The organism is Exiguobacterium sp. RIT341 (assembly GCF_000632205.1).
GTDB lineage: Bacteria > Bacillota > Bacilli > Exiguobacteriales > Exiguobacteriaceae > Exiguobacterium_A.
The window spans coordinates 1,206,315-1,229,026 of the sequence record NZ_JFYW01000001.1; the positions used below are offsets into that span (position 1 = coordinate 1,206,315).

21 protein-coding genes are annotated in these 22,712 nt (G+C 48.1%); 5 read left to right on the forward strand and 16 right to left on the reverse strand.

The window, feature by feature from the left end:
• The first annotated feature begins 98 nt into the window (after positions 1-98).
• Positions 99-614, forward strand: coding sequence for a DUF1836 domain-containing protein (locus BW42_RS06370; RefSeq protein WP_035408615.1), 516 nt, complete (start codon positions 99-101; stop codon positions 612-614).
• Positions 615-668: 54 nt separating this feature from the next.
• A complete protein-coding gene (locus BW42_RS06375) occupies positions 669-1,634 on the forward strand; it encodes a DUF4003 family protein (protein ID WP_035408619.1) in 966 nt (321 codons plus the stop codon).
• 83 nt (positions 1,635-1,717) lie between these two features.
• On the opposite strand, the gene BW42_RS06380 is transcribed toward BW42_RS06375, so the two are convergent.
• The 4 genes from BW42_RS06380 to BW42_RS06395 all read right to left on the reverse strand — a co-directional run bounded on the left by BW42_RS06380 (position 1,718) and on the right by BW42_RS06395 (position 5,985).
• Positions 1,718-1,987, reverse strand: coding sequence for a hypothetical protein (locus BW42_RS06380; RefSeq protein WP_035408622.1), 270 nt, complete (start codon positions 1,985-1,987; stop codon positions 1,718-1,720).
• 61 nt (positions 1,988-2,048) lie between these two features.
• Positions 2,049-3,803, reverse strand: coding sequence for an EAL domain-containing protein (locus BW42_RS06385; protein ID WP_231496872.1), 1,755 nt, complete (start codon positions 3,801-3,803; stop codon positions 2,049-2,051).
• A 32-nt stretch (positions 3,804-3,835) separates the two neighbouring features.
• Complete coding sequence (locus BW42_RS06390) at positions 3,836-5,470, reverse strand: cell wall metabolism sensor histidine kinase WalK (protein ID WP_231496873.1); 1,635 nt, start codon at positions 5,468-5,470, stop codon at positions 3,836-3,838.
• An 83-nt stretch (positions 5,471-5,553) separates the two neighbouring features.
• Positions 5,554-5,985 carry a YaiI/YqxD family protein gene (locus BW42_RS06395; protein WP_035408624.1) on the reverse strand — a complete coding sequence of 144 codons (432 nt, stop codon included), beginning with the start codon at positions 5,983-5,985 and terminating at the stop codon, positions 5,554-5,556.
• A gap of 124 nt (positions 5,986-6,109) precedes the next feature.
• Between BW42_RS06395 and BW42_RS06400 the strand changes: the two genes are divergently transcribed.
• Positions 6,110-7,855 carry an ABC transporter ATP-binding protein gene (locus tag BW42_RS06400; protein ID WP_035408627.1) on the forward strand — a complete coding sequence of 582 codons (1,746 nt, stop codon included), beginning with the start codon at positions 6,110-6,112 and terminating at the stop codon, positions 7,853-7,855.
• On the forward strand, positions 7,852-8,733 hold the full coding sequence (locus BW42_RS06405; protein ID WP_035408629.1) for an NAD(P)-dependent oxidoreductase: 882 nt from the start codon (positions 7,852-7,854) through the stop codon (positions 8,731-8,733). Before BW42_RS06400 ends, BW42_RS06405 begins: the two co-directional genes overlap by 4 nt.
• Positions 8,734-8,785: 52 nt before the next feature.
• Here the strand turns inward: BW42_RS06405 and BW42_RS06410 are convergent, their stop codons facing one another.
• The 10 genes from BW42_RS06410 to acnA form a co-directional block, all read right to left on the reverse strand.
• The gene (locus BW42_RS06410) at positions 8,786-9,415 is read right to left on the reverse strand and encodes a DUF975 family protein (RefSeq protein WP_035408632.1); all 630 of its coding nucleotides are present in this window, start codon (positions 9,413-9,415) and stop codon (positions 8,786-8,788) included.
• Between the two features lie 185 nt (positions 9,416-9,600).
• The gene (locus BW42_RS06415) at positions 9,601-10,263 is read right to left on the reverse strand and encodes a copper homeostasis protein CutC (protein ID WP_035408634.1); all 663 of its coding nucleotides are present in this window, start codon (positions 10,261-10,263) and stop codon (positions 9,601-9,603) included.
• A gap of 25 nt (positions 10,264-10,288) precedes the next feature.
• Complete coding sequence (locus BW42_RS06420; RefSeq protein WP_035408636.1) at positions 10,289-11,053, reverse strand: DeoR/GlpR family DNA-binding transcription regulator; 765 nt, start codon at positions 11,051-11,053, stop codon at positions 10,289-10,291.
• Positions 11,054-11,245: 192 nt separating this feature from the next.
• A complete protein-coding gene (gene plsY / locus BW42_RS06425) occupies positions 11,246-11,860 on the reverse strand; it encodes a glycerol-3-phosphate 1-O-acyltransferase PlsY (protein ID WP_035408639.1) in 615 nt (204 codons plus the stop codon).
• 17 nt (positions 11,861-11,877) lie between these two features.
• Positions 11,878-12,945, reverse strand: a complete 1,068-nt coding sequence (locus BW42_RS06430) for a D-alanyl-D-alanine carboxypeptidase family protein (RefSeq protein WP_035408643.1) — start codon at positions 12,943-12,945, stop codon at positions 11,878-11,880.
• 238 nt (positions 12,946-13,183) lie between these two features.
• Positions 13,184-13,621, reverse strand: a complete 438-nt coding sequence (locus BW42_RS06435) for a thioesterase family protein (RefSeq protein WP_035408645.1) — start codon at positions 13,619-13,621, stop codon at positions 13,184-13,186.
• 12 nt (positions 13,622-13,633) lie between these two features.
• A complete protein-coding gene (locus BW42_RS06440; RefSeq protein WP_035408647.1) occupies positions 13,634-15,877 on the reverse strand; it encodes an AAA family ATPase in 2,244 nt (747 codons plus the stop codon).
• A 76-nt stretch (positions 15,878-15,953) separates the two neighbouring features.
• Positions 15,954-16,661, reverse strand: coding sequence for a hypothetical protein (locus tag BW42_RS06445; RefSeq protein ID WP_035408650.1), 708 nt, complete (start codon positions 16,659-16,661; stop codon positions 15,954-15,956).
• A gap of 190 nt (positions 16,662-16,851) precedes the next feature.
• Entirely contained in the window at positions 16,852-17,316 is a 465-nt protein-coding gene (locus tag BW42_RS06450) for a DUF3939 domain-containing protein (protein ID WP_035408653.1), read from the reverse strand.
• 57 nt (positions 17,317-17,373) lie between these two features.
• Entirely contained in the window at positions 17,374-20,100 is a 2,727-nt protein-coding gene (acnA, locus tag BW42_RS06455; RefSeq protein WP_035408655.1) for an aconitate hydratase AcnA, read from the reverse strand.
• A gap of 257 nt (positions 20,101-20,357) precedes the next feature.
• Between acnA and BW42_RS06460 the strand changes: the two genes are divergently transcribed.
• The gene (locus tag BW42_RS06460) at positions 20,358-20,852 is read left to right on the forward strand and encodes a hypothetical protein (RefSeq protein WP_035408657.1); all 495 of its coding nucleotides are present in this window, start codon (positions 20,358-20,360) and stop codon (positions 20,850-20,852) included.
• Positions 20,853-20,885: 33 nt separating this feature from the next.
• On the opposite strand, the gene BW42_RS06465 is transcribed toward BW42_RS06460, so the two are convergent.
• Complete coding sequence (locus BW42_RS06465) at positions 20,886-21,488, reverse strand: hypothetical protein (protein ID WP_035408660.1); 603 nt, start codon at positions 21,486-21,488, stop codon at positions 20,886-20,888.
• Between the two features lie 33 nt (positions 21,489-21,521).
• A complete protein-coding gene (locus tag BW42_RS06470; RefSeq protein ID WP_035408663.1) occupies positions 21,522-22,706 on the reverse strand; it encodes an RNA-splicing ligase RtcB in 1,185 nt (394 codons plus the stop codon).
• Positions 22,707-22,712 lie beyond the last annotated feature (6 nt).

The window sequence follows — 22,712 nt, forward strand, 5'->3', positions numbered from 1 at the left end:
TGATATGTAGTTTTGAATACTACATGGCGTTATATACATATTCTATCATATGATGAAGAAGTAGAAAGTCCTATTTTAACGATTTTGGAGGTTTTTTTATGACACGTTCTGACGACACGAGACATGATCGTCAATTACAGCTCGCAGATATCCCGAACATTGATCTTTATATGGATCAAGTCATCCAACTGTTTGAGCGAACATTCGAGGAAACGACGCGGAATGCGGATGAGACAATCCTGACGAAGACGATGATCAACAATTATGCCAAAAAAAAATTATTTTTTCCGGTTACGAATAAAAAGTATACGAAGGAGCATTTGATTTTAATTAGCTTGATTTATCAGTTGAAAAGTTCGTTTTCGATTAACGATATCAAGACGATCCTAACGCCCTTGAACGAAGGCATCGAACAGAATCAACTCGATCTGGAAGACTTTTATCGCACTTACCTTGAACTGACAGAACGAAATACAGCCCGTTTCATCACCGAACAAGATGCTCTTACCGCCTCGACGACCGATCCACTGGAACAGATTTTAGCGCTGGCTCATATGAGTAATCTGTACCGGCGTGCAGCGGAACAATTGATCGATACCCAACTAAAAAAATAAGATAACGCTTTCACTGCGTGATACACTATAAGAAAAAACAGAGGAGGAACAGTCATGGAGATGGCGACGACTTTCTTGCGACAACTGGATCATATCGCACCAGAATTCAGAACGTATCAGGACGGTATTCTCATCGAATTGGCATTTGACCGGACGATCGGAACGGAGCAGGTATCCGCAAGCACGTTACTTGAGACAGCAGACGATTTAACGACACGATTGCGCACGCAAACTACGCAGGCTTTGCTGCTCGCTTCAAAAATCCATGCTTTTGACGCTCATGCACCGAGCCGCATCGCCGAGATGATGTCGCTTCACGGCTATTTTAAATCCCATCGTTTGTCGCATCCCCTGAATGCCTACTCCACTGCGCTGTTCATTAGTCGTATTTCTCCACAAGACATGGTACTCGAGCGGACCGTTCAGTTATACACTCTTCTTAAAAAACAGCATCGTTTCATCGTATCACCGCTGTTGACCTCCTTCGTCTATTTTCATGCTGCGACACGCGGTGATTTAGACGAACTCGCTTCGCGTATTGAAGCAGTCTATCAACGACTGAAACGACGTTTCGGTCGCGCTCAACAGACGTATATCGTCGCCTTGTTATTCTCTTTATTACCAGAGGACGATTGGGATCGTTATATCGCGCAATTGGAGTCGTCCCGTAAATTACATCGTAAGCATCATGTCCCGCTGTCATTCCACGGAATGCTTGCACTACTCGGCGACCCCAACATCCATGCTTCGGCACTCCAACAGATGGCAGAGACGTTACGCTCCGATTTACGTTTTAAGTACCGGAGGGACTTGGTCTATTTGACGGCGATCCGATTATACTTGAGTCAACAAACGATCCTGCAACAACTCTTCCCATCTTCGATTCTTCCGCCGGATAGCGCCGATGCGACTCCGTTCTTGCTCTTCCCTGTTGATTTGACCGATACGTCACATGCGACAGATGGCGGAATTGACGGTGGATTCGATGGTGGAAGTGATGGCGGTGGGAGTGGCGAGTAACCGTTTAAAAATAATACATTAAAAAGGGCAATCGACGTGTGGCATTTCTGCCGGACATCGATTGCCCTTTATTTTAGTCATTTTTAACCTTGTTGGTTCTCTTCATCGGATGGCTCGACATCGCCATCTTCATCAGAAGCATGCGACAAATCGGGTGCCTCTTCACTTGAAGCTTCGTCATCTGGTCGTTCTGTTTTCTCAGCTTCTTGATCTTGATGCTTCGTTTCTTTTTCATCCTTCGATTTTTCCGGAACCTCCGTATTGTCTTGCGGGTCACGTCCGGCAATCTCATCCTTCGTCATCCGGTTTCCTGAAGTAATCGGGTCCGTCTCTTTATCATGTTGATCAGCCATTTGGCATCCCCCTTAAAATGTACTTGTTCCACATTTTAATGTATTCCCGACTGAAGAACGGTTAAACCTCAGCACGCCCTCGAACGATGTCCTCGATGAGTAATTGTTCAATCGGCTGAGGGTGATGGACCTCGTAGCCTTGCACATAAAGTTGCTCATCCAACACTTGAATCTGTTGCAATTGCGACGCGGTCTCGACTTCCTGAATCACGAGCGCGATGTTTAACGTCGACGTCAAGGAATGAACAGAGCGAATCATCGAACGCTCTAACTGATTTTGCACGAGTCGACGTGTAAAGATTGGATCGAGCTTGACTGCTTGGACTGGTAAACGCAATAACGAATTAAGTGACGCGTAGTGACTACCGAAATGATCGACCGTCAGACGGTAGCCTGCTTGGCGCAGCTGCTCCAAACGTTTGATTGCAAAACGACGACGCGTCTGCAATACTTCCTCCCGGATTTCAAGAATGAGTCGTTCGCCCGGGAAATACGATTCTTCTGTCAGTCTCAGTAATTCTGAAAAGAGTTGATCCGACTCGAACTGACTTGCCGATAGATTGACGGCGACGGAAATCTTACGTCCAAATGTCTCCTCCAAGCGCCGTTGATCCAGGATCGCCTGACAGATCGTAAATCGACCGATGTCTGGGAAAATCTCCATCTTCTCGGCAATCGGAATAAAATCCGTCGGACTGACGAACCCAAGCACAGGATGATTCCAGCGTAGAAGCGCTTCGACCGCGACGTAGCGTTCTTGTTTCGCATCAACGATCCATTGATAGTAGAGCTCGAATTGTCCCCGTTCTAGTGCATGCGAAAGCTCTGATTCAAGAACTGATGCAAATGGATGCTGTTCCGCATTCCGATTTGGATTAACAAATGAGGTTCGCTGTTTCCCCTCGTGTTTGACTTGTTGCATCAAGGCTTCTGCTGCGTAGATTTGTGTCTGGCGACTTGCCATATCACCGGTCAGAAGACTGACGCCAGATGATGCCGTCACCTGAATCGGTTCGGCTGCAACACCAACGATCGGTTGCTCAATCGCTTCCGTGACGATGCGAGCGTAATCTTCCGCATATTGTTCGAATTCCTGTTCCTGTTCAAGTGCTGCTAAGACGACGAATTCATTCCCATCCATTCGACCGACGACATGATTCGGTAAAGGAACATATTTCAGCCGATTCGCGATTTCGCGTAGCACTTCGTTCCCTGCCCGGTACCCATGCGTCGCATTAATCGCATGGAAACGGTCGAGGTTCAACACCATTAAGAAAGCAGGATGAATCGTCACACTCGAGATCAGTCGATTCATGTATCGTTCGTTATAGACATCTGTTAGCGCATCCTTGATGACATACGTTTCGACGTTGATCGATTTACTAATAATATCCGCATACCGCTCGACGAGTGCGATATCCTGCTCCTTGAAGTCGAATGGTTGATCATCAAAGGCACATAATGTCCCGATTTTTTCATTTTCCGCATTTTTGATCGCTACTCCTAAAAAGCTACCGTTCCCAAGAGCTTTTGTGACCGGATGATTGACGGTCAATGGATCGTTGAGCAATTCATTGATCGAGACCTTCCCGTCCATCTCATCGACGACCAGCTTACAGAGGACATGTTGGAAGACATGGGTCGAGCCTTCTTCGATCAACTGACGTTCTTGATTGATTGCCTTGACGACAAAGTTGCTGTATGAGTCGTTCAATGCAAAAAATAACGTATTGACGCCAATTCGTTCACTCAGCTTTTCAAGAATTTCCTCAACGAGTGGATGTAATGCTTCATAACGAATATGTGAGTTATTCACCGTGTCTTCCTCCTTTCTGAGTCTGTCGTCGGTCATACGCCGATCGGAAGTTGAATGATGAAGGTACTGCCTTCCCCTTCCGTCGATTGGACGGAGATTGCTCCGCCATGATCGAGGACGATCATCCGACAAATCGCGAGTCCTAAGCCCGTTCCGCCAATTTTGCGCGTATCCGAGTTATCTGCTCGGTAAAACTTATCAAAGATGTAAGGGAGCGCTTTTTCTGGAATACCAAGCCCTTCATCTGAAATCTCAATTCGTAATTGATCTGACTGATTTGATCCTTTGATCCGAATCGCGCCGCCTTCGGGCGAATATTTAATCGCGTTCATGATCAAGTTCGTAAACAGTTGTTTCATCTTCTCACTGCTGGCTGAAATCGTATAGGATCCCGGACTAAATTGGACACTGATGCGATGTGCGCGACTCGCAAGATCGAACATCGGCTTCATCTCGAACATCAATTGTTTTAAATCAAGTAATTCTTTTTGTGTTCCGTGTGTCGAGTCTTCCCCTTTTTGAATTTCCAAGATGTCATTGATCAATTCCGCCAATCGAACGGTTTCTGAATGAATCGTCTGCAAATAGCGTTTCTGCCGCTTCGGATCGACTTCTCGTTTCATCAATAACTCCGTGAAGCCCATGATCGAAGAAAGCGGTGTCCGCAACTCGTGCGAAACGATCGAGACGAACTCTGCCTGCTTAAGGTCGAGCTCCTTGTCTTTCGTCACGTCACGTAAGACAAGCATCATCCCCCATTCAACGTTCGCAATCGCAATCCGTTCAGCATAGGCACTGAGCAACAAGTTCCCCCTGAATGCCGATAACTCGATCGTTTCTCCCGGAATATCCCCGTTCATCAGTTGACCGATGTAATCATGAAGTGCTTCCGGCTGATCGACATGTTCAAACAGCGACGTCGCCCGTTCATACGCGTGACGGAACCCTTGCGCCTGATTGACGAGCTTTGGTGGAAACATGTTCAATAAGGCTTGGTTCGCATAAATCTGCTCCCCGCTACTCTCGATATATAGGACAGCTTCCCGAATCGAATCAAGTAGCTGATACGTCTTGATTTTTTCATGCTCCATTTGATGGAACAGGAGATGGCGTTCAAGCGTCATCCCAAGTTTTCGTGATAGATCAAGTAAATCCCCGACTTGTTCTAAATTGAACTGGGCGAAGGCATGGCGGATGTATAGCAGTCCGACGACTTGTCCGTTGCTTGGAGACTGCACGGGAATTGCTGACTCGAACTGGTCGCCGAGTGGCAATTGGACCGATTTACGCATGACGAATGCGCGACGCAAGACCGAATATTGATCGAGATCTTTTTCGATCAGCTCCATATCGTCGATCCCTTGTGCGACGAAATGATTTAACTGCTCCCGCCGGTACAAGAGGATAGCTCCTTCTTCTACCTCGAGCAGTTGCAACAAGATCATCAAGACAGTCTCACAGGCTGCTTCAACATTTTGTGTCGCCAACGCTTCCATGATTTCATTGCGTTGCTTCAATTTCACTTCGACGTTTCGTAAATTCTGTTGTAATCGATTGATTTCACGTTGATCGAGTGATGTGAATCGTGCCTCAGTTGATGCCGGAACCGTTCCTTGGCGCAATCGGTAAGGGCGATCCTTCGAGTGGTCGCGTAAAATTCGTTTCAACGTGTATCCTCCTTTCTGAATTCATTCATGCTTCAAATTATATCACGGTCCGTACCGTATCAACAGTTCCAGCACTGTCTTCCTTACATGCTGGTTTGCACTAATGTACGAAATGATTCTTCAAAGGAACGGTCCGCATCACGCGTCCGTTTTTTCGGTCCCTTCGTACGCCCGCCTGCTCGTCGGATTTGTTGTCCGACATGGCGAGTGTGGAGCAATAAATCGATATTATCGTTCGTGAACTGGCGACCATTTTGATCAATTGCGAATCCCCCTCGCGCTAAGACGAGTGCTGCCAGACCAAAATCCTGGGTCACAACGAGATCGCCACGTTTCATCCGATTGACGATCGCATAGTCGACGGCATCTGGTCCTTGTCCGACGGTAATCGTCGTCGCTCCTTCTCGGATCATCTGGTGTGCCGTATCACAAACTAAAAAGACGTCACGTCCCTGTCGGTGTCGAATGACAAGATCGACAACGGGACATCCGTCCGCATCTACGAAAATAGACATTTGAATCCTCCCTTATTGTTTCCACTATCAGTGTCACAAATCGAAAGATTTTTTGTCAAGTCGCGCTTCCCATTTGACCGTCTCTTCGTTCTTCCGGACAATAGAAAAGAAAGGATGTGTTGAAATGAACGCTGCGACGTTCCAATCTTTTTACCTGTTATTGAAAAAAACGAAACCACCGGTCGGTTTATTATCTGCTGCCGTTTCCGTCTCCGTCATCCAAGCGCTGGCTGCGCTCGCCATTCCTTGGTTCTTAAAGACGTTGATTGATGGTTTTACTGTCGATCGACTGACACCACAATTGATCAGTCTATTTGTGATCGTTTTCCTCGTCCAAGTCGTCGCGAACGCTTTATCGATCTATTGGTTACAGATCGTCGGTCAACGGATCGTCGCCAATTTACGAACGCTTCTATGGAAGCATCTATTGACGCTATCGATTCCGTTCTATGATGAGACAAAATCCGGTGAGCTCGTCTCACGACTCAATAGTGACGCAACGACACTTCAGCAATTGCTATCGGAACAACTCGTCCGTTTGCTGACGTCACTCGTCTCAATCATCGGAGCAATCACGATCCTATTCTTCCTCGATTGGCAAATGACGCTCGTCATGGTCATCGCTGTCCCCGTGACCTTGTTGATCATCATTCCGCTCGTCCGCAAATTACACAAGATTTCTCGTGAGACTCAGAAGGAACTTGCAGGATTATCCGGTTTTTTTGCCGAGATGCTCGGTGAGGTCCGACTCGTCAAATCACAAGCAACAGAAGACTATGAGCTGGGACGAGGAAAAACGCGGATTGAGAACTTATACGGATATGGTGTGAAGGAAGGACGAATTCAAGCCCTCTTGTTGCCGATCTTTAACGTCACTCTAACGACGATGCTGATCTTGATCATCGGTTTTGGTGCCTACCGCGTTGCGACGAACCAGATCACGGCGGGTGAACTCGTCGCCTTTTCGCTCTATTTGTTCCAAATCATGACACCGCTCGTGACGATGACTGAATTCATCACGAAGTTACAGAAAGCACGCGGTGCGACAGAGCGAATCATCGAGCTTCTCGATGAATCACCGGAAGCACCTGGAACGCTTGTAGCATCTCGTCCGTTTACGGACGTGACGGTCGAACACCTGTCATTTGGATACAATGAGACGTCGATCTTACAGAATGTCAGCTTTACGTTACCACGCGGCAAGACGACAGCAATCGTCGGTCCGAGTGGCTCCGGTAAAACGACATTATTTGCGTTACTTGAGCGATTTTATCAACCGACGTCAGGACAAATCCGTCTCGGAGATCAACCCATTTCTGATTTGACGTTATCGTCTTGGCGACAGGCAATCGGATATGTCGCGCAGGATTCCCCCGTCTTATCAGGAACGATTCGTGACAATCTCGTCTACGGTCTGACAGATGACATCAGTGAACACAAAATCCGTGCGGCTGCACGGATGGCGAATGCCGATACGTTTATCGAACGATTCCCGGAAGGTTATGCGACTGAGATTGGAGAACGGGGTGTCAAACTGTCCGGTGGTCAACGCCAACGAATTGCGATTGCACGTGCACTCCTCCGTGATCCGGAAATTCTGTTGCTTGACGAAGCGACATCCAGTCTCGACTCCGAGTCGGAACGTGTCGTTCAAGAAGCACTCGAGCGATTAATGGTCGGACGGACAACGTTTGTCATCGCCCATCGTCTCGCGACGGTCCGTCATGCCGATCAAATCATCGTTCTTGAAGATGGTCAGATTTCAGGTATCGGGACACATGATCGACTTGTCGTCGACAATCCATTGTATAATAAGCTCGTAACGCAACAATTCATCGGCACGGAACGTGCAAGGGGGAATCACGTATGAATACAGTCGGTTTCATCGGATTAGGTGTCATGGGACAAGGCATGGTCCGTAATCTGCGTAAGGCAGGTTTTACAGTCAAAGGATACAATCGCACGAAAGAGAAAGGACTCGTCCTTGAAGCAGATGGTGTCGAAATCGTCGATACGATTCAAGATGTCGTCACGGATGTCGACGTCGTCATCTCGATCGTCGGTTATCCGCAAGACGTCGAGCAGATCTACTTCGAAGACGGCATACTCGATCATGCGACACCAGGAACGATTCTGATTGATATGACGACGTCTAGTCCGGCTCTTGCTGAACGAATCGCGCAGGAAGCGACAGCACGCGGTCTTCAGGCACTTGACGCACCTGTCACGGGCGGTGATCTCGGTGCGAAGAACGGAACACTCGCGATTCTCGTCGGTGGTGAAGAAGCGGCTTTCGCACAAGCGAAGCCATTATTCGAGGCGATGGGGAAATCGATTTCACTCTTCGGTGGTCCTGGTAAAGGGCAATCGGCGAAGCTCGCGAACCAAATCGCAATCGCCGGATCGATGATTGGAACAGCGGAGATGTTGTTGTTCGTCACACGATCCGGAATCGATCCGACACAGTTCATCGAGACGATCAAATCTGGTTCTGCCGGTAGCTGGAGTCTTGAAAACTTGATTCCGCGCGTCATCGCCGAAAACTACTCACCTGGTTTCTTCGTCAAACACTTCATCAAGGATATGCGTCTTGCCCTCGAACGCGGCGCTGAGATGGGTGTCGCGACACCTGGTCTCGCACTCACGAAAGACTTATACGAACAACTTGCTGAGCTGGGTCACGCCGATTCCGGTACACAAGCGCTTTATCTATTGCTTGCTGAGCGTTCACGCGCTTCGGTGGAATAAGCAAAAGCCTGTACGCTACGTCTACTGACGTAATGTACAGGCTTTTTTACGTTCATCCCTTAACGGAACGTGTTGGTTTCAAGCGTTCATAGAAGTGTGCCATCGTCGTATCGAAGTATGGCGTCAAGAAGATGACACCCACTGTACTGAGTAGTGCGAGGATCCCCCAGCCGATGAAACTCAAGTAAAGCATGATCAGTTCACGCTTATGCCCTTTCATCATCCGGCGGCTTTCACCAAGTACTTGCCAAAACGATAATTCCGGTCGATCGACTAAAATATACGGAACGAGACGATATGCTAGGTAAAAGTATAGTGCCGGTAAGATCAAAAATGATCCAACATAGACCAATACCGTTACGATCGCATATGCGGCAATTGTCCGGAAGGCACGTCGAAACGAAGAGAACCCTTCGAACAGTGTTCCGATTCCGGCAGACTCCCCGCGGGTGAAACGTAAGTAAGCAATCGTTCGACCAACTGTCACTGGAGCCAGGACGATCGTGACGACCATGTTCAGTGCGATGAATCGAACCATACTATCAATGTCATCTTGATCAAATGACATCCGGCTTGCAGCGAGCGCAAAAATAAGGAAGTAGATGATCGAGATGCTTAATCCGACCAACCATTGTCCTTTTAACGTACCAAGAGCAGCTTGTTTCAATTGTTTAGGGTTCATGTCGTACTCCTTTATATCCACTATTTCCACTTTTGATTTTAGCCCAGTTCCTTTGAAAAACCTAGTTCTCCCACTCTGCTTTTCATCTGCTTGAAGCGAATCGTCGAAAAGTCGTCACGAGCGCATGAAAAAATCCATTTCCCTCATCTCAACAGATCAGAAAAATGGATTGATTCACTCGATGATCATCCTAGGAGTCGTGTCAACGCCTCAACGCGTTCTTTTTGAATGGCACCGTCTTGTAAGACCGCCGATCCTACATGCAGCTCGGACGCCTTCGTTGCTTCAAGAAGTGCCTCTGCATTTTCAAGTGTGATGCCGGATCCTGGTAAGATGATCAAGTCCGGATAGTCTACAATCAAACGTGCGATCGTCTCTTTACCTTCTAGTGCCGTCGCTTGACCACCTGACGTCAAGATCCGGTCGACTTCCGGAAAATCAGCGAGTACTTCTGCCGCTTCAAGAATATCACGACTACTGTCGATTGCTCGGTGGAACGTCAATGACAGTTCCCCTTTATGTTTGATGATGCGACCGAGGAAACCTTCGTCGACACGACCGTCTGCTGTCAATGAGCCGACGACGATCCCGGCTGCACCGAGTTCACGGATCAAGTCAATATCCGTGATGATTGTCTCCTCATCTGATTTCGAGTAGACGAACGATTTGCTATGTGGTCGCACGAGGACGTGAACCGGAATCTCAACCGTCGAGACGACTTGACGGATCAGTCCGTAGCTCGGCGTCAATCCCCCTTCGGATAATGCGGAAACGAGCTCGATCCGGTCCGCTCCGGCTTGTTCTGCTGCGACCGCTTCTTCTACGGTCGATGCAATGATTTCTAACATGATACATCCCTCCCGCATCAGTGTATCATGAGACGACCATCCAGTTCACGCGTTCGTTGAACAGTTTCATCTCCCATGATGGCGGATAGGAAGCTGGGCTGAGGACGATTTTCGCGCGTCGGAACTCTGCCACTTTATATTTTCGGTTTCCTTGGAACTCGTCATTGGCTAAGAAGGCGTAGACATCTTTTGTGCAACTAATGACCGCTTTTTGGATAAGTGACGATTCGATATCATCACTGACGAAGCCTCGCTCAATCTCAGCACCATCAAACGATAGGAAACAGGCATCAAAAGCATAGGCATCCAGCGCTTGCAATACCTCGACCCCGACCGTCTGTCCGTATGCATCGACTGTTCCGCCTAACAATCGAATTTCCCCAGTGAACGGTCCCATCTTACGGCACTGCTCCAAATGACTGGCGACGATCAGTGAATTCGTGACAATCGTCGCGTTTCCCGTTAAATAAGGTAACAAATGCTCGACCGGTTCTCCCCGTCCGAGAAAGATACAGGAATAGTCACTGAGCCACCCTTTCGCATAGCGCGCTAAACGGCGGGACAGCTGATCCGTTCGCCGTGAGATCGGCGTCTCCCGTTTTCCTCCTTGATAGATAGCACCGCCATAGACACGCTTCAATTGACGTTCGCGTTCCAACTCCTCTAAGTAGCGTCGTACCGTTTCTCCCGAGACATCGAGACGTTCGATCAAATCCTTCGTCATGACTTTCCCTTCCTCTTCCAGCCATTCCATGATGCGTGATTTCCGCTCTTCTCCTAACAACGACACGTGCGCTTCCCCCTTTACAGACCAGTTCTAGTTCTAGTGTAGCGAACGTCTGTAAAGGTCTTGTAAATCCGATGTAAATAAACGTGTAGTTCCTATGAAATGTCGTTGAATTCGTCCGTTATCCGACTCTTTCATCAAACGAAAGACGCGCCTGCCTCTCAATGAGTGAGATGCAAACGCGTCATTAGTCGTTCATTCAGATGATTTCTTTGCAAAGAGTGGAATCTTAGACTCTGTTCCTTGGCGAATCCGTTGGATGTTATCACGGTGCTTGAAGATGACGAACAACGCAAGAACCGTAAAGAAGGTCGGAACGATCCAATCGTTCGTCAAGACGCCGATCGTGATCGACACGACAATCCCGACACTTGCTGCGACGATCGAACTGAGCGAGACCATCCGGCTCAGGCGAAGTGTCGTCAAAAAGGATACGAGCAGAAAGATGAAGAGAATCGGACTCGTCACGAGCAACATCCCACCAGACGTCGCGACTGCCTTTCCGCCCTTGAACTTTGCGAAAATCGGATAGATATGACCGACGACAGCCGCTAATCCAGCAAACAGCGGATGCACATCCGCGCCCATCAAGATCGGAACAAGGCTCGCGACGGCTCCTTTTCCAAGATCACCGATCAAGACGATGATTCCTGCCTTTTTCCCCAAGACACGGAACGTATTCGTCGTTCCGAGATTCCCGCTACCTTGTTGACGAATATCGATTCCGTGTCCCCATTTCCCGACAAGTAATGCGAACGGAATCGAACCAAGCAGATAGCCAAGAACCAAAATCCCTATGATTTCAATCATAGTCAACCTCCAACCTCTTAGTGACCGACTTTCATATATTCCTCAAGAGTCTGTCCGTTATTTTTAATTTGTGTCGCGACATCGACTCCGACATAACGAATGTGCCATGGCTCATACGTATAACCCGTCCGCGACTGGAAACCACGGTCGTAACGAACGATGAAGCCGAACTTCGCTGCGTTATTCGCGATCCATTTTCCTTCTTTCGTATCGCCAAGAGCGGCAGTTAATCCATTACCTACGCTTGGTGCCGAAATATCAAAAGTGAGACCGGTCTGGTGTTCACTGTGACCAGGGCGTGCTGAATATTGATCAGCAGCTGCCTTGCCGTCACGTGCGACATAATTATTATACAATACTTTTTGACGTGCACCGGAACGGAATCCGCTGACAGCGTTCAATGTCACGCCTTCTTTTTTAGCAGCAGCGAACATCTTTTCCATCTGTTTCGCAGCTGGTGCTCGCATGTAGCTTTGTTCAAGTACACCCGAATAGGAGAAGCTGACGTTTGGAACGACGAGATCCGACGGCTTGTAGTCGATTGGCAAGCTATACTTCTTGTTGACGACGACGAGCATTCCAAGCGAAAGATCGGCTTTGGCATCTGCTGATTTATCGACGTCTGGCGTCTCATCTTCTGGTTTCGATGGTTTTTCCTGCTCTGGATCCTGAGACGAACTATCCGGTTTATCCGTCGATTCGTCCTTTTTGTCTTCTGTTTTGTTCTCTGCTGCAGGTGTATCCTCTTTCTTTTCTGTTTCATCCTTCGTTGCCTCATCCGTAGATCCTTGGTCCTCTTGTGTCGTCTCATCGGATGATTTGTCTTCAGATGACTTGTCTTCTTGTTTTGCATCTTCTGACGTATCGTCTTTCGTTGTTTCATCTGTTTTGTCTGTTTTGTCTGTTTTGTTTGTTTCTTCTTTGTTCGTGTCTTTTGCTGTGTCTTCTTTTTTCGTTTCGTCTTTTGATTGTGTTGTCTCATCTGATTTCTGTTCAGTTTTCGTCGTATCGTCCGCTTGTTGATCTCCAGGATTACATCCTGCAAGGAGAAGCGCTAACGTACTAACGGTTACGATTTTTTTCATGAGTAAGACCCCTCTTCTTTTTATGCTTCTCTATGTTACCGCTAATTGTTCCATCCGTCGAGCCTACTTCCAACAGATGGACTAAGACCCTACCTTACTTCAGCTTCTTTATTTTCGCAAATGATTCTGACTTTGTCATCGGTCGTTAGTACCAAGTGCTAATTTTTACTGTTCAGGGTGCAAATAAAAAAAAGCGGAACCGATTCAATAAAATCGATCCCGCTATTGTTGTACATCTTCACGCTTCCGTTAAGAGTGCTGCGTCCGTCTCACTCATCTTCTCGTAGATATCGTGCCAGTTTGGGAACACCTTCGGCAAACGAATCGGTCGGAAGTTTTCCTTCTTGACGACGACATGTGTTGTCTTTGCCGATACCGCAAGTTTTCCGTCTGGATGCTTGACGGTATAACCATAAATCGTCCGTAAGCCATCGTAATGATCAATCCAGACCGTGACGACCGCCGTATCACCGTACGTCAACGAGCGCTTATAATCGAGATTGACATTCGTAACCGGGGAGACATAACCCGCATCTTCCATCTCCTTGTAATTAAGACCCAAGGACTGGATTAATTCTGTCCGTGCCAGTTCCAGATAGACGAGATAGTTCGAATGATAGACGATGCCCATCATGTCCGTCTCGGCGTACCGAACAGGTATTTCAATCGTATGCATGTAGCTTCCCCCTTAAAAATCCTCTTTTTCAAGATAGGACCATTCTGAACCGGATAAGCTAACTTTGTCAATTAATCGCATCGATTGTTTCGCGATCGCCTGTTCGACAATCGTGATCGCCGCCCGTGCGTTTCCGTTCGGAACGACATCGATTTTCTCGGTAAGCGTCTGTCGCGCGTCCTCCGTCAGCTCATATCCGAATCGTGCCGCATATCCTTCAATGATTTGAATCAACTCGTCTGGCGAATAATTGGGGAAGTGGAACGACCGCTTGAAGCGCGACTTCAATCCCGGATTACTCGCGAGCAAGGCGTTCATTTGTTGCTCGTAACCAGCAAGAACAACAACGAGATTGTCTTGATGTTTCGTCATCTCATCCACAAGCGTATCGATTGCTTCCTTCCCAAAGTCATTTGCTCCACCATTTAACGCATAGGCTTCATCAATGAATAAGACACCACCCAGCGCGTCTCGAATCGCGTCGCGTGTCTTTTGCGCCGTCTGTCCGACATATCCGGAGACGAGGTCAGCTCGGCTGACGACTTTCAAGTGTCCGCGTTTTAAATAGCCGCATTGTCGTAAGACATCGGCATAAAGCTGAGCGACAGTCGTCTTACCGGTTCCACTATTGCCGCTAAAGACCGCATGCAGTTCGACCGGTAATACCTTATAACCGGCTTCACGACGGCGTTTTTGCATTGATAATAAGGCTTCGATCTGTTTCAATTCATCCTTTAGATCAGACAATCCGACGAGCGAAGCGATCCGTTCTTCCACCGTCGCGTCCGGTTCTTGCACCATCTCGAAATCTTCTTGTTCGAGTAAGGCAAAGTCTTCGTGACTGGCACTCTCTCCAAGGCTTGCTCCCTTCTTGAAGATCGCATCAAGCACGATATTGCGAACCGCCCGTCCGTTTCCGAAACTCGCGTCGACGCGCTCCCGCTCGAGCCGACCGAGCAACGCCCGCTCTGCTTGTTCCGTCAAGACGTAATCATTTGCCGTCGCAATCGAGCGTCCGATCGCGAGCAGCTCTTGATCCGTATAGTCTGCAAGCAGATAATGATTCGATTCCGGGAAACGGCTTCGTAGTCCGGGATTTGCCTTCAGGAAATCACGCATCTCTTCCGGATAACCAGCGAGGACGACTGCAAACCGTCCCGCATATTCCCCACTCGTCATCGCAGCGACGAGCGTATCGATCGCTGCCTGCCCATAGTCGTTTCCACTTTGTCCGGCACGCTTTAAGGCGTAGGCTTCATCGATGAAGAGTACACCTCCGACAGCTTCCCGGACTTTGCTCATGACTTGTTCTTCCGTTTGTCCGACGAAGGCACCGACGAGCGACGAACGATCCGTCTCGACGACTTCTGGTCGTTCGAGTAGTCCAAGTTCATGATAGATCTTCGCCATCAAACGGGCAAGCGTCGTTTTCCCGGTCCCCGGGTTCCCCATGAAGATCATGTGTAGCGATGGTTGATCACTTGAACGATAGCCGTCTTCCGACCGTTTTTGTTGGTACTTCAAAAAACGATACATGTGGTGGACCCGTTGTTTAATGTCTTCGAGACCAATCATCGCGTCGAGTTCCTCGAGTGCTGATCGTTCAACTTGTTTGCTTTCGACGGGAAGTAAGGCAACGACACGCTTAAGATCCTGAATCGTCGTCGCCTTCAATTCCGTCATCTCACGGAACGCTTCTCGGGAATAGAAGCGTTCTTGTAAGCTATCGACGAATGTCTGCGCCGTCTGCTCGAGCGTTGCACTCGAACGTAGCAATGCCGTTCCAGCATCGAACAGTTCCGTCCAGCGTTCGGCATCTAGCCGACGAAGTCGTTCTGTCAGTTCGACGATTTGATCCGTCTCCTCGACGATTTGGCTCGCTTGGAGAATCAGTTCCTTTGTCGCAGATCGTTTCGCGTTTGCATTGTCCGTCTCACGAATCGTCGGGAACGTATGCGCGACGAGACGCTGATACGTACTTTGTAGTTGTTGCTCCGTTAATAACTGCTCAAGACGTGCTGGCAAGCGACCATGCTGACGGATTTCTTGCATCCAGCTCTCAGCTAAGGCGTCCAGTCGTCCTGTCATGATATAGCGATGCTCGACAAGTAACGCTAAGATACGGACGAGTGCTTCCGTTTCTCCAAGTAGCCGACTACTTTGGGCATAACGTAGCGCAAGCACCTCCTCAACTTTCGCGCCCTCTTCCCACGCCTTGATTTGATTGAACATCTCCTCTTTCGAGAATGCTTCCATGTTGAACCTCCTGCGTCTCGAAAAAACCGACTTTGTCCGCTACCGTTTCGTAGCGTCATCGCCGGTCGTTTCTTGTTTATTTTGCTTTTAGCCATTCCTTATCGAACGTATCAATTGTCTCAAAACTCTTCATCTTGACAGAGTAGAACAATTTACCATTATTGCGTGATTCGGCACCGAGGACTTTCGAACGGTCAGATGCGATATAATACGTCGCTTGTTCCTGGTTGTTTTCTTTATCGAAAATCGATGGATACTGTTTGATCCATTCTTCAGGAACCGTGCTCGATGGTTCTTTTTTCACGTAAACGTCCGCAGCCATCCCTGCAATGTCTGCTTCTCCCTCGACTTGTCCAAAGTCCCCTTTTTTAATGAAGGCGAGAATCTGTTCATTGAATCCACGAGAGAGGAATGGACGCGGCGCACTGACGCTTTTGCCTGCTTTCGTCTCATTGACTAACTTCCCTGTCGCATCATACTCACGGAACATTGTGCCGTTCCAGATCGCAAGCGATCCTTTTGACGGTCCGTCTACGACTTCTGTCCGAAAATGCCCTTTGTCGTCAAACACGACTTCATATGTCCGGGCTTCGAGCTCATCTTTTTTCGTTGCGAGTTTCTTCTCGACATATTGAATGCGTGTCATCGTATAAAACGGTTTGACCGTTGCGGCTTTTTCATCGCTTGCGGTCTGCGTCTTGTTCAAGAGATAAAAATTGTAGGCAAGGAGAATCGCCATTGCCACGATTGCTACTGCAATCCACGTGCTCGTTCGTTTCGTCATGCCATGTACACCTTCCTAGCTCAAGTCTCTATTCCCTATCATCGTATCGGTTTTAAAGGGGAAATACAAAGGGTTTGTCCAAGATTTCACGATTTCTGAGTAAATTCGTCAGACTTTTGAACAAATCAGAAAACGTTCAGGACGACAGAAAAAGGCGAACCGAATGAATTCGGTCCACCCTTGATTACGTTTACGCTTCCTTCGGCGTCAGCGAGACGATCATCGACTCATCGACCAAGTAATAACTATGATGTGGCATTTCACGTAAATAACCATCCTGAAACAACATCGCACAGTCGACTTGAAACGTTTTGCTATACGGTTTTAAAGGAAGTTTTTTCACCCGGTCAAAATAGCGATCGACAGCAACCTGGACATGATCCATCTCATAGACGAGTTCCCGGTCTTTTGCTTCCATGATGGTGAATGTCTCACGCGACATGTAAAACACTTGTGTCGAGCGTGCTTTCAAATACGGCTCCAGCTGTTTCAGGTCGATCCGCTGCTCATTATCCAGAAGCACTGTCCGATTCGTCCCTTTCGGTAGTTCAGATTCAAACGCATGCGTCGCTTGTTTGACTTCATCAAGCGTCACGTCACGCATCGGCAACGGTCGGTCTTCCTTCGGTTGAAACCACTTCTTGAATCGATTCATCGAATTCCTCCTCTCGTCAAAAAAAGGTGGGGTTTCCCCCACCTTTGATTAGACAACTTATGCTTGTTGGAGACGCTCACGAAGGACCATTGGTAAGATCCCGCCGTGACGATAGTAATCGATGTCGACTTCTGAGTCGAAACGAGCAATCGCTTCGAATTCAGTGACTTTTCCATCTGCCGCTGTTGCCGTGACTTTAACGATGTCACGTGGACGAACAGACTCATCGATTGCGATACTGATCGCTTCTTCACCTGTTAGACCAAGTGTTTCAGCTGTTGTGCCTGCCACGTATTGAAGTGGAAGAACACCCATCATGACGAGGTTTGAACGGTGAATCCGCTCGAAGCTCTCCGCGATGACGGCTTTGACGCCGAGTAAGTTCGTTCCTTTTGCTGCCCAGTCACGTGAAGAACCCATACCGTAGTCTTTACCAGCGAGGATGACGAGACCTGTACCATCTTCTTTGTACTTCATCGCAGCATCGTACATCGCCATCGTTTCGCCTGTTGGCCAGTACGTCGTGAAGCCACCTTCTGTACCTGGTGCTACTTGGTTACGGATGCGGATGTTCGCGAACGTTCCGCGCATCATGATTTCGTGGTTACCACGACGTGAACCGTACGAGTTGAAGTCTTTTGGTGCAACCCCTTTGTTGACGAGGTATTGACCGGCTGGTGTCGTTTTCGAGAATGAACCAGCTGGTGAGATGTGGTCCGTCGTGACTGAATCAGCGAACTTACCGAAGACACGGAGTCCGTTGAGTGCTTCGACTTGACCCGCTTCCTTCGCCAAGTTCTCGAAGAATGGTGGGTTTTGAATATATGTCGACTCACCGTCGAAGTCATACTGATCGCCTGTTGGCACGTCAAGGTTGTTCCAGCGTTCGTTTCCTGTGAAGACTGAATCGTATTCTGCACGGAAGCTTTCTGGTGTGACGACCGTGTTGATGATCGTTTGGATCTCATCACGTGAAGGCCAGATGTCAGCGAAGAAGACTTCTTGTCCGTCTTTGCCTGTCCCGAGTGACGCGTTCATGATATCGACGTCGACTGTTCCTGCAAGTGCATACGCGACGACGAGTGGCGGTGAAGCCAAGTAGTTCGCTTTGACGAGCGGGTGGACACGACCTTCGAAGTTACGGTTTCCTGAGAGGACAGACGAAACGAGCAAGTCTGAACCGAGGATCGCATCTTCAACAGCGCGGTCAAGTGGACCCGAGTTACCGATACATGTCGTACAGCCGTAACCGACTGTGTTGAAGCCGAGTTCGTCGAGATACGTTTGGAGTCCTGATTTCTCGAGGTAATCCGTAACGACCTTCGATCCTGGCGCAAGCGATGTTTTGACGTATTTCGGAACTGAAAGACCGAGTTCGATCGCTTTTTTCGCGACGAGTCCCGCACCAATCATGACGTATGGGTTTGATGTGTTCGTACAGCTCGTGATTGCAGCAATCGCCACATCACCAGTACGCATCTCAACCGCTTCGTCTTCGAACTGAACGACTGCGACTTTGTTTGCTTCTTCTTCTGCAAGACCAAATCCAGCGTTTCCTTGTGGAGCCGTCAACGCTTTTTTGAATGATGTATGGACATCCGTCAAATCAATCCGGTCTTGTGGACGTTTTGGTCCAGCAAGCGCAGGAACAATCGTGGAAAGATCGAGTTCGACCGTTTTCGTGAACGTTGGATCTTCGTTTTGTGGCGTGTAGAACAAACCGTTTGCTTTCGAATAGTTCTCGACTTTTTCGATCAATGCTTCATCGCGACCTGTCAAACGAAGGTACGTCAATGTCTCTGTATCAACTGGGAAGAATCCACATGTTGCACCGTATTCTGGCGCCATGTTTGCGATTGTTGCCCGGTCAGAAAGTGACATTAAGTGGAGTGATGGACCGAAGAACTCGACGAATTTACCAACGACGTTCTCTTGACGGAGCATTTCCGTTACACGAAGGGCAACGTCTGTTGCTGTCGTTCCTGGGTGCATCTCACCTGTAATACGAACACCGATGACTTCAGGTACTGGGAAGAATGACGGCTGTCCGAGCATGCCCGCTTCCGCTTCAATCCCACCGACTCCCCAACCGAGGACGCCGAGACCGTTGATCATCGTCGTGTGTGAGTCTGTTCCGACGAGTGTGTCCGGATAGACATCAACTGTACCGTCTGCTGTTTCCTTTTCAAGGACGACAGATGCCAAGTACTCGAGGTTGACTTGGTGAACGATTCCTGTTGCTGGTGGTACGGCACGGTAGTTGTCAAATGCTGACGTTGCCCAGCGAAGCAATTTGTAACGCTCTTCGTTACGCTCGAATTCGAGATCCATGTTTTCTGCAAGTGCACCAGCAAAACCGTAGGCATCGACTTGAACCGAGTGGTCAACGACGAGGTCTACTGGTACTTCTGGGTTGATGACCGATGGGTCTCCACCGAGATCTTGCATCGCTTTACGAAGTGATGCGAGGTCAACGACCGTTGGAACACCTGTGAAGTCTTGAAGGATGACGCGTGACGGTTTGAACGGAACGTCGACATCATTCGAAACTTGAGCTGTTCCCCATTTCGCCAAGTTCTCGACGTGTTCACGTGTGATCGAACGACCATCTTGTTGACGAAGTACTGACTCGAGTAGGACACGAATCGAATATGGAAGGCGTTTGACTTCCGTCAATCCGAGTTCTTCCAATTTTTCAAGACTGTAGTACTGATAATTCTTACCGTTTGCTTCAAACGAACGGCGTGCGCCAAAGACATCTTGCGACACATCTGTTTGCTTCATGGTGATTCCCCCTTTAAGTGTTCACGACATCAAGCCCCTGATACCGCTTACTTGTACAGTTCTATCATAGTATAATATGGATTCCGTTACAATTTGAAAGAACAAAAGACTTTCGATAAGTTTTACTTATTGCCGATATTAGAAAATTATTCTGTTGTCCTGTTCTTGCCATATTTCTAGTCATGCGTTTCCATTTAGAATGTTCAGGGTACTTAAAAAGTGTAGTATGATATCCGATTCTTGTGGAGGCGTTTATTATGGCGAAATATAAAAGCGATGCAACGCACGTCATTACGACGATTATTTTCAATGATTTAGAAAAAGCGCAAACAGGCTTCGCGATGATCAAAGACCTCGAAGCGATCAAGGAAATCGACATGGACCAGATGGTTCTCGCCAAACGCGACGAAGCAGAGGGGTTCTCTTTCATCGATGCGATCGACTTCACGCAACAGGATCAATCGTTCAAGGGTTCATTGATCGGCATGGCAATTGGTGTCATCGGTGGTCCGTTCGGGATGCTCGTCGGTTCCGTCGCTGGCTACTTGATTGGTGCGAATCGGGATGAGAAAAACGAACGAGATTCGTTTGATTTGTTTAACCGGACACTGAATCAGATCAATCCCAATCATTACGGTGTCATCTTGATCAGTGAAGTCAACGAAGATTCAGAAGCCGTCAATGCGATTGCCGCTGAACTCGGAGCGACGATTCGCCGGACAGGTGAGACATTGCCGGATGGTGCCGTCTAATCAAATCAAAGTTGTCATCTTTACGTTCTCGTTTTAAACGGGAGCGTTTTTTAATTCGTGAATCACCTGTTTTGCTGCCTCCTGCGTCGTGTCAGGATCGACTTTATATAAAGCATTTTGTTGCACGGATATGAGGATGTTTTTGTAGCTGATGATGATAAGATCAGACTGATTCGATAGCTTTTGATTAAGCCCTTTGTAGCCATCACTTGATTGATACTGCATCACGTCATTGCCTATGTATCGATCTGTATAAGTAAAATGGATCGCTAACCGCGTATCTTGTTTTTGATTTTCAAAATAAAGTGTCTCTTGTGTCGACGGTGTGTCTATCGTTCCGTCAACGGTTAACCAACGTCTCTTCCCAAAACTCAAGGATCGATCTACAGCCGTGAAATCTGAACCTATCGTACTTGCCTGCAACTGAAATTGATCCATCTTCAGGTGTTCATCCATATACTTGAACAGCTTTTCATACTGAACAGGATGTAAGATAGGATGTTTTGTCTTCTGATTCGTATGAGTAGTAGTTTTGACTTCTACTTTTTTCTGTTCCGTCGTGACCGCCTCATCCGTACATCCTACACTTAAAAATACACTCGAAAATAGGATCGCCATGTTTCTCTTATAGCGCATACACTATCCTCCCCTTTTGAAAACACCCTGATATCACTTTGCCTTAAAGTTGTATAGCGGTTTAATGATCTCGACGACATCGACCGTTTCTTTCGTATTGCGAATGATTTCGTCCATCGGTTTATAGACGAAAGGCGACTCGTCACGCGTCGACGCGACGACAGAACTTGACCAGACATCGGTCATCGTCTTTTCGAATGCATCGAGTTCAACTGTTTTGAACGCTTTAGATCGTGACATGATGCGTCCTGCTCCGTGTGGCGCGGAATAATTCCAATCAGGGTTTCCTTTTCCGACGACGATCAAGGAGCCATCGCGCATGTTCATCGGAATGATTGCCCGCTCGCCGGCTTTCGCAGAGATGGCACCTTTTCTTAAAATCATCGCATCAAGATCAATGTAGTTGTGGATCGTATCGAACTGATCCACTACCGTCCATCCCATCGCCTCGAAAATGACTTCGGTCATCGCTTGACGGTTTAATGCTGCGTATCGTTGGGCGATCTTAAGATCATGGAGGTAACGCTCCATCGTTTCTCCGGAAACAGATGCTAAATCTTTGTTAAACGTAGATCGTTTTTCCTTCAATTGCTGCAAGGTCGCCTGAATATCCGATTCGCGCCCCTGCTGCTTTAATTCCTCAATGATTTGACCCGCATCAAATTGGAAGCGTGCCGTCTCGGCTTCTGCCTGATAATGTTCAGCGATCGTCTTCCCAAGGTTGCGACTGCCGGAATGAATCACGAGATAGCGCTGTCCTGCTGCATCCTGGTTCAGTTCGATGAAATGATTCCCTCCACCGAGCGTCCCGATCGACAACCGTGCCCGTGTCTCGTTGAACGGTGCAAGTACTTGATCAAACGGTACCTGTTCTGACAATGGATGGGCTTGCTGACGCACCGACATGCCACTTGGAATGAGATGCTGGATCGTTGCGTCAAGCTCTGCAAAGTCGATTGGTCCCTGTCCAGCAAGTCGTGTACATAACATGCCGCAACCGATATCGACACCGACGAGATTCGGTACGACCTCGTCCGTCACATGCATCGTCGTTCCGATGACGGACCCTTTTCCAGCGTGACAATCCGGCATGATCCGAACGCGACTATCTGTCGCAAATTGTTCCTCCAACATGGCTGTTACTTGCTTAATCGTCAGTTCGTCGACGTTGTCCGTGAAAATCTTTGCTTCCCCATATGTGCCTTGAATCGTTTTCATTCGATT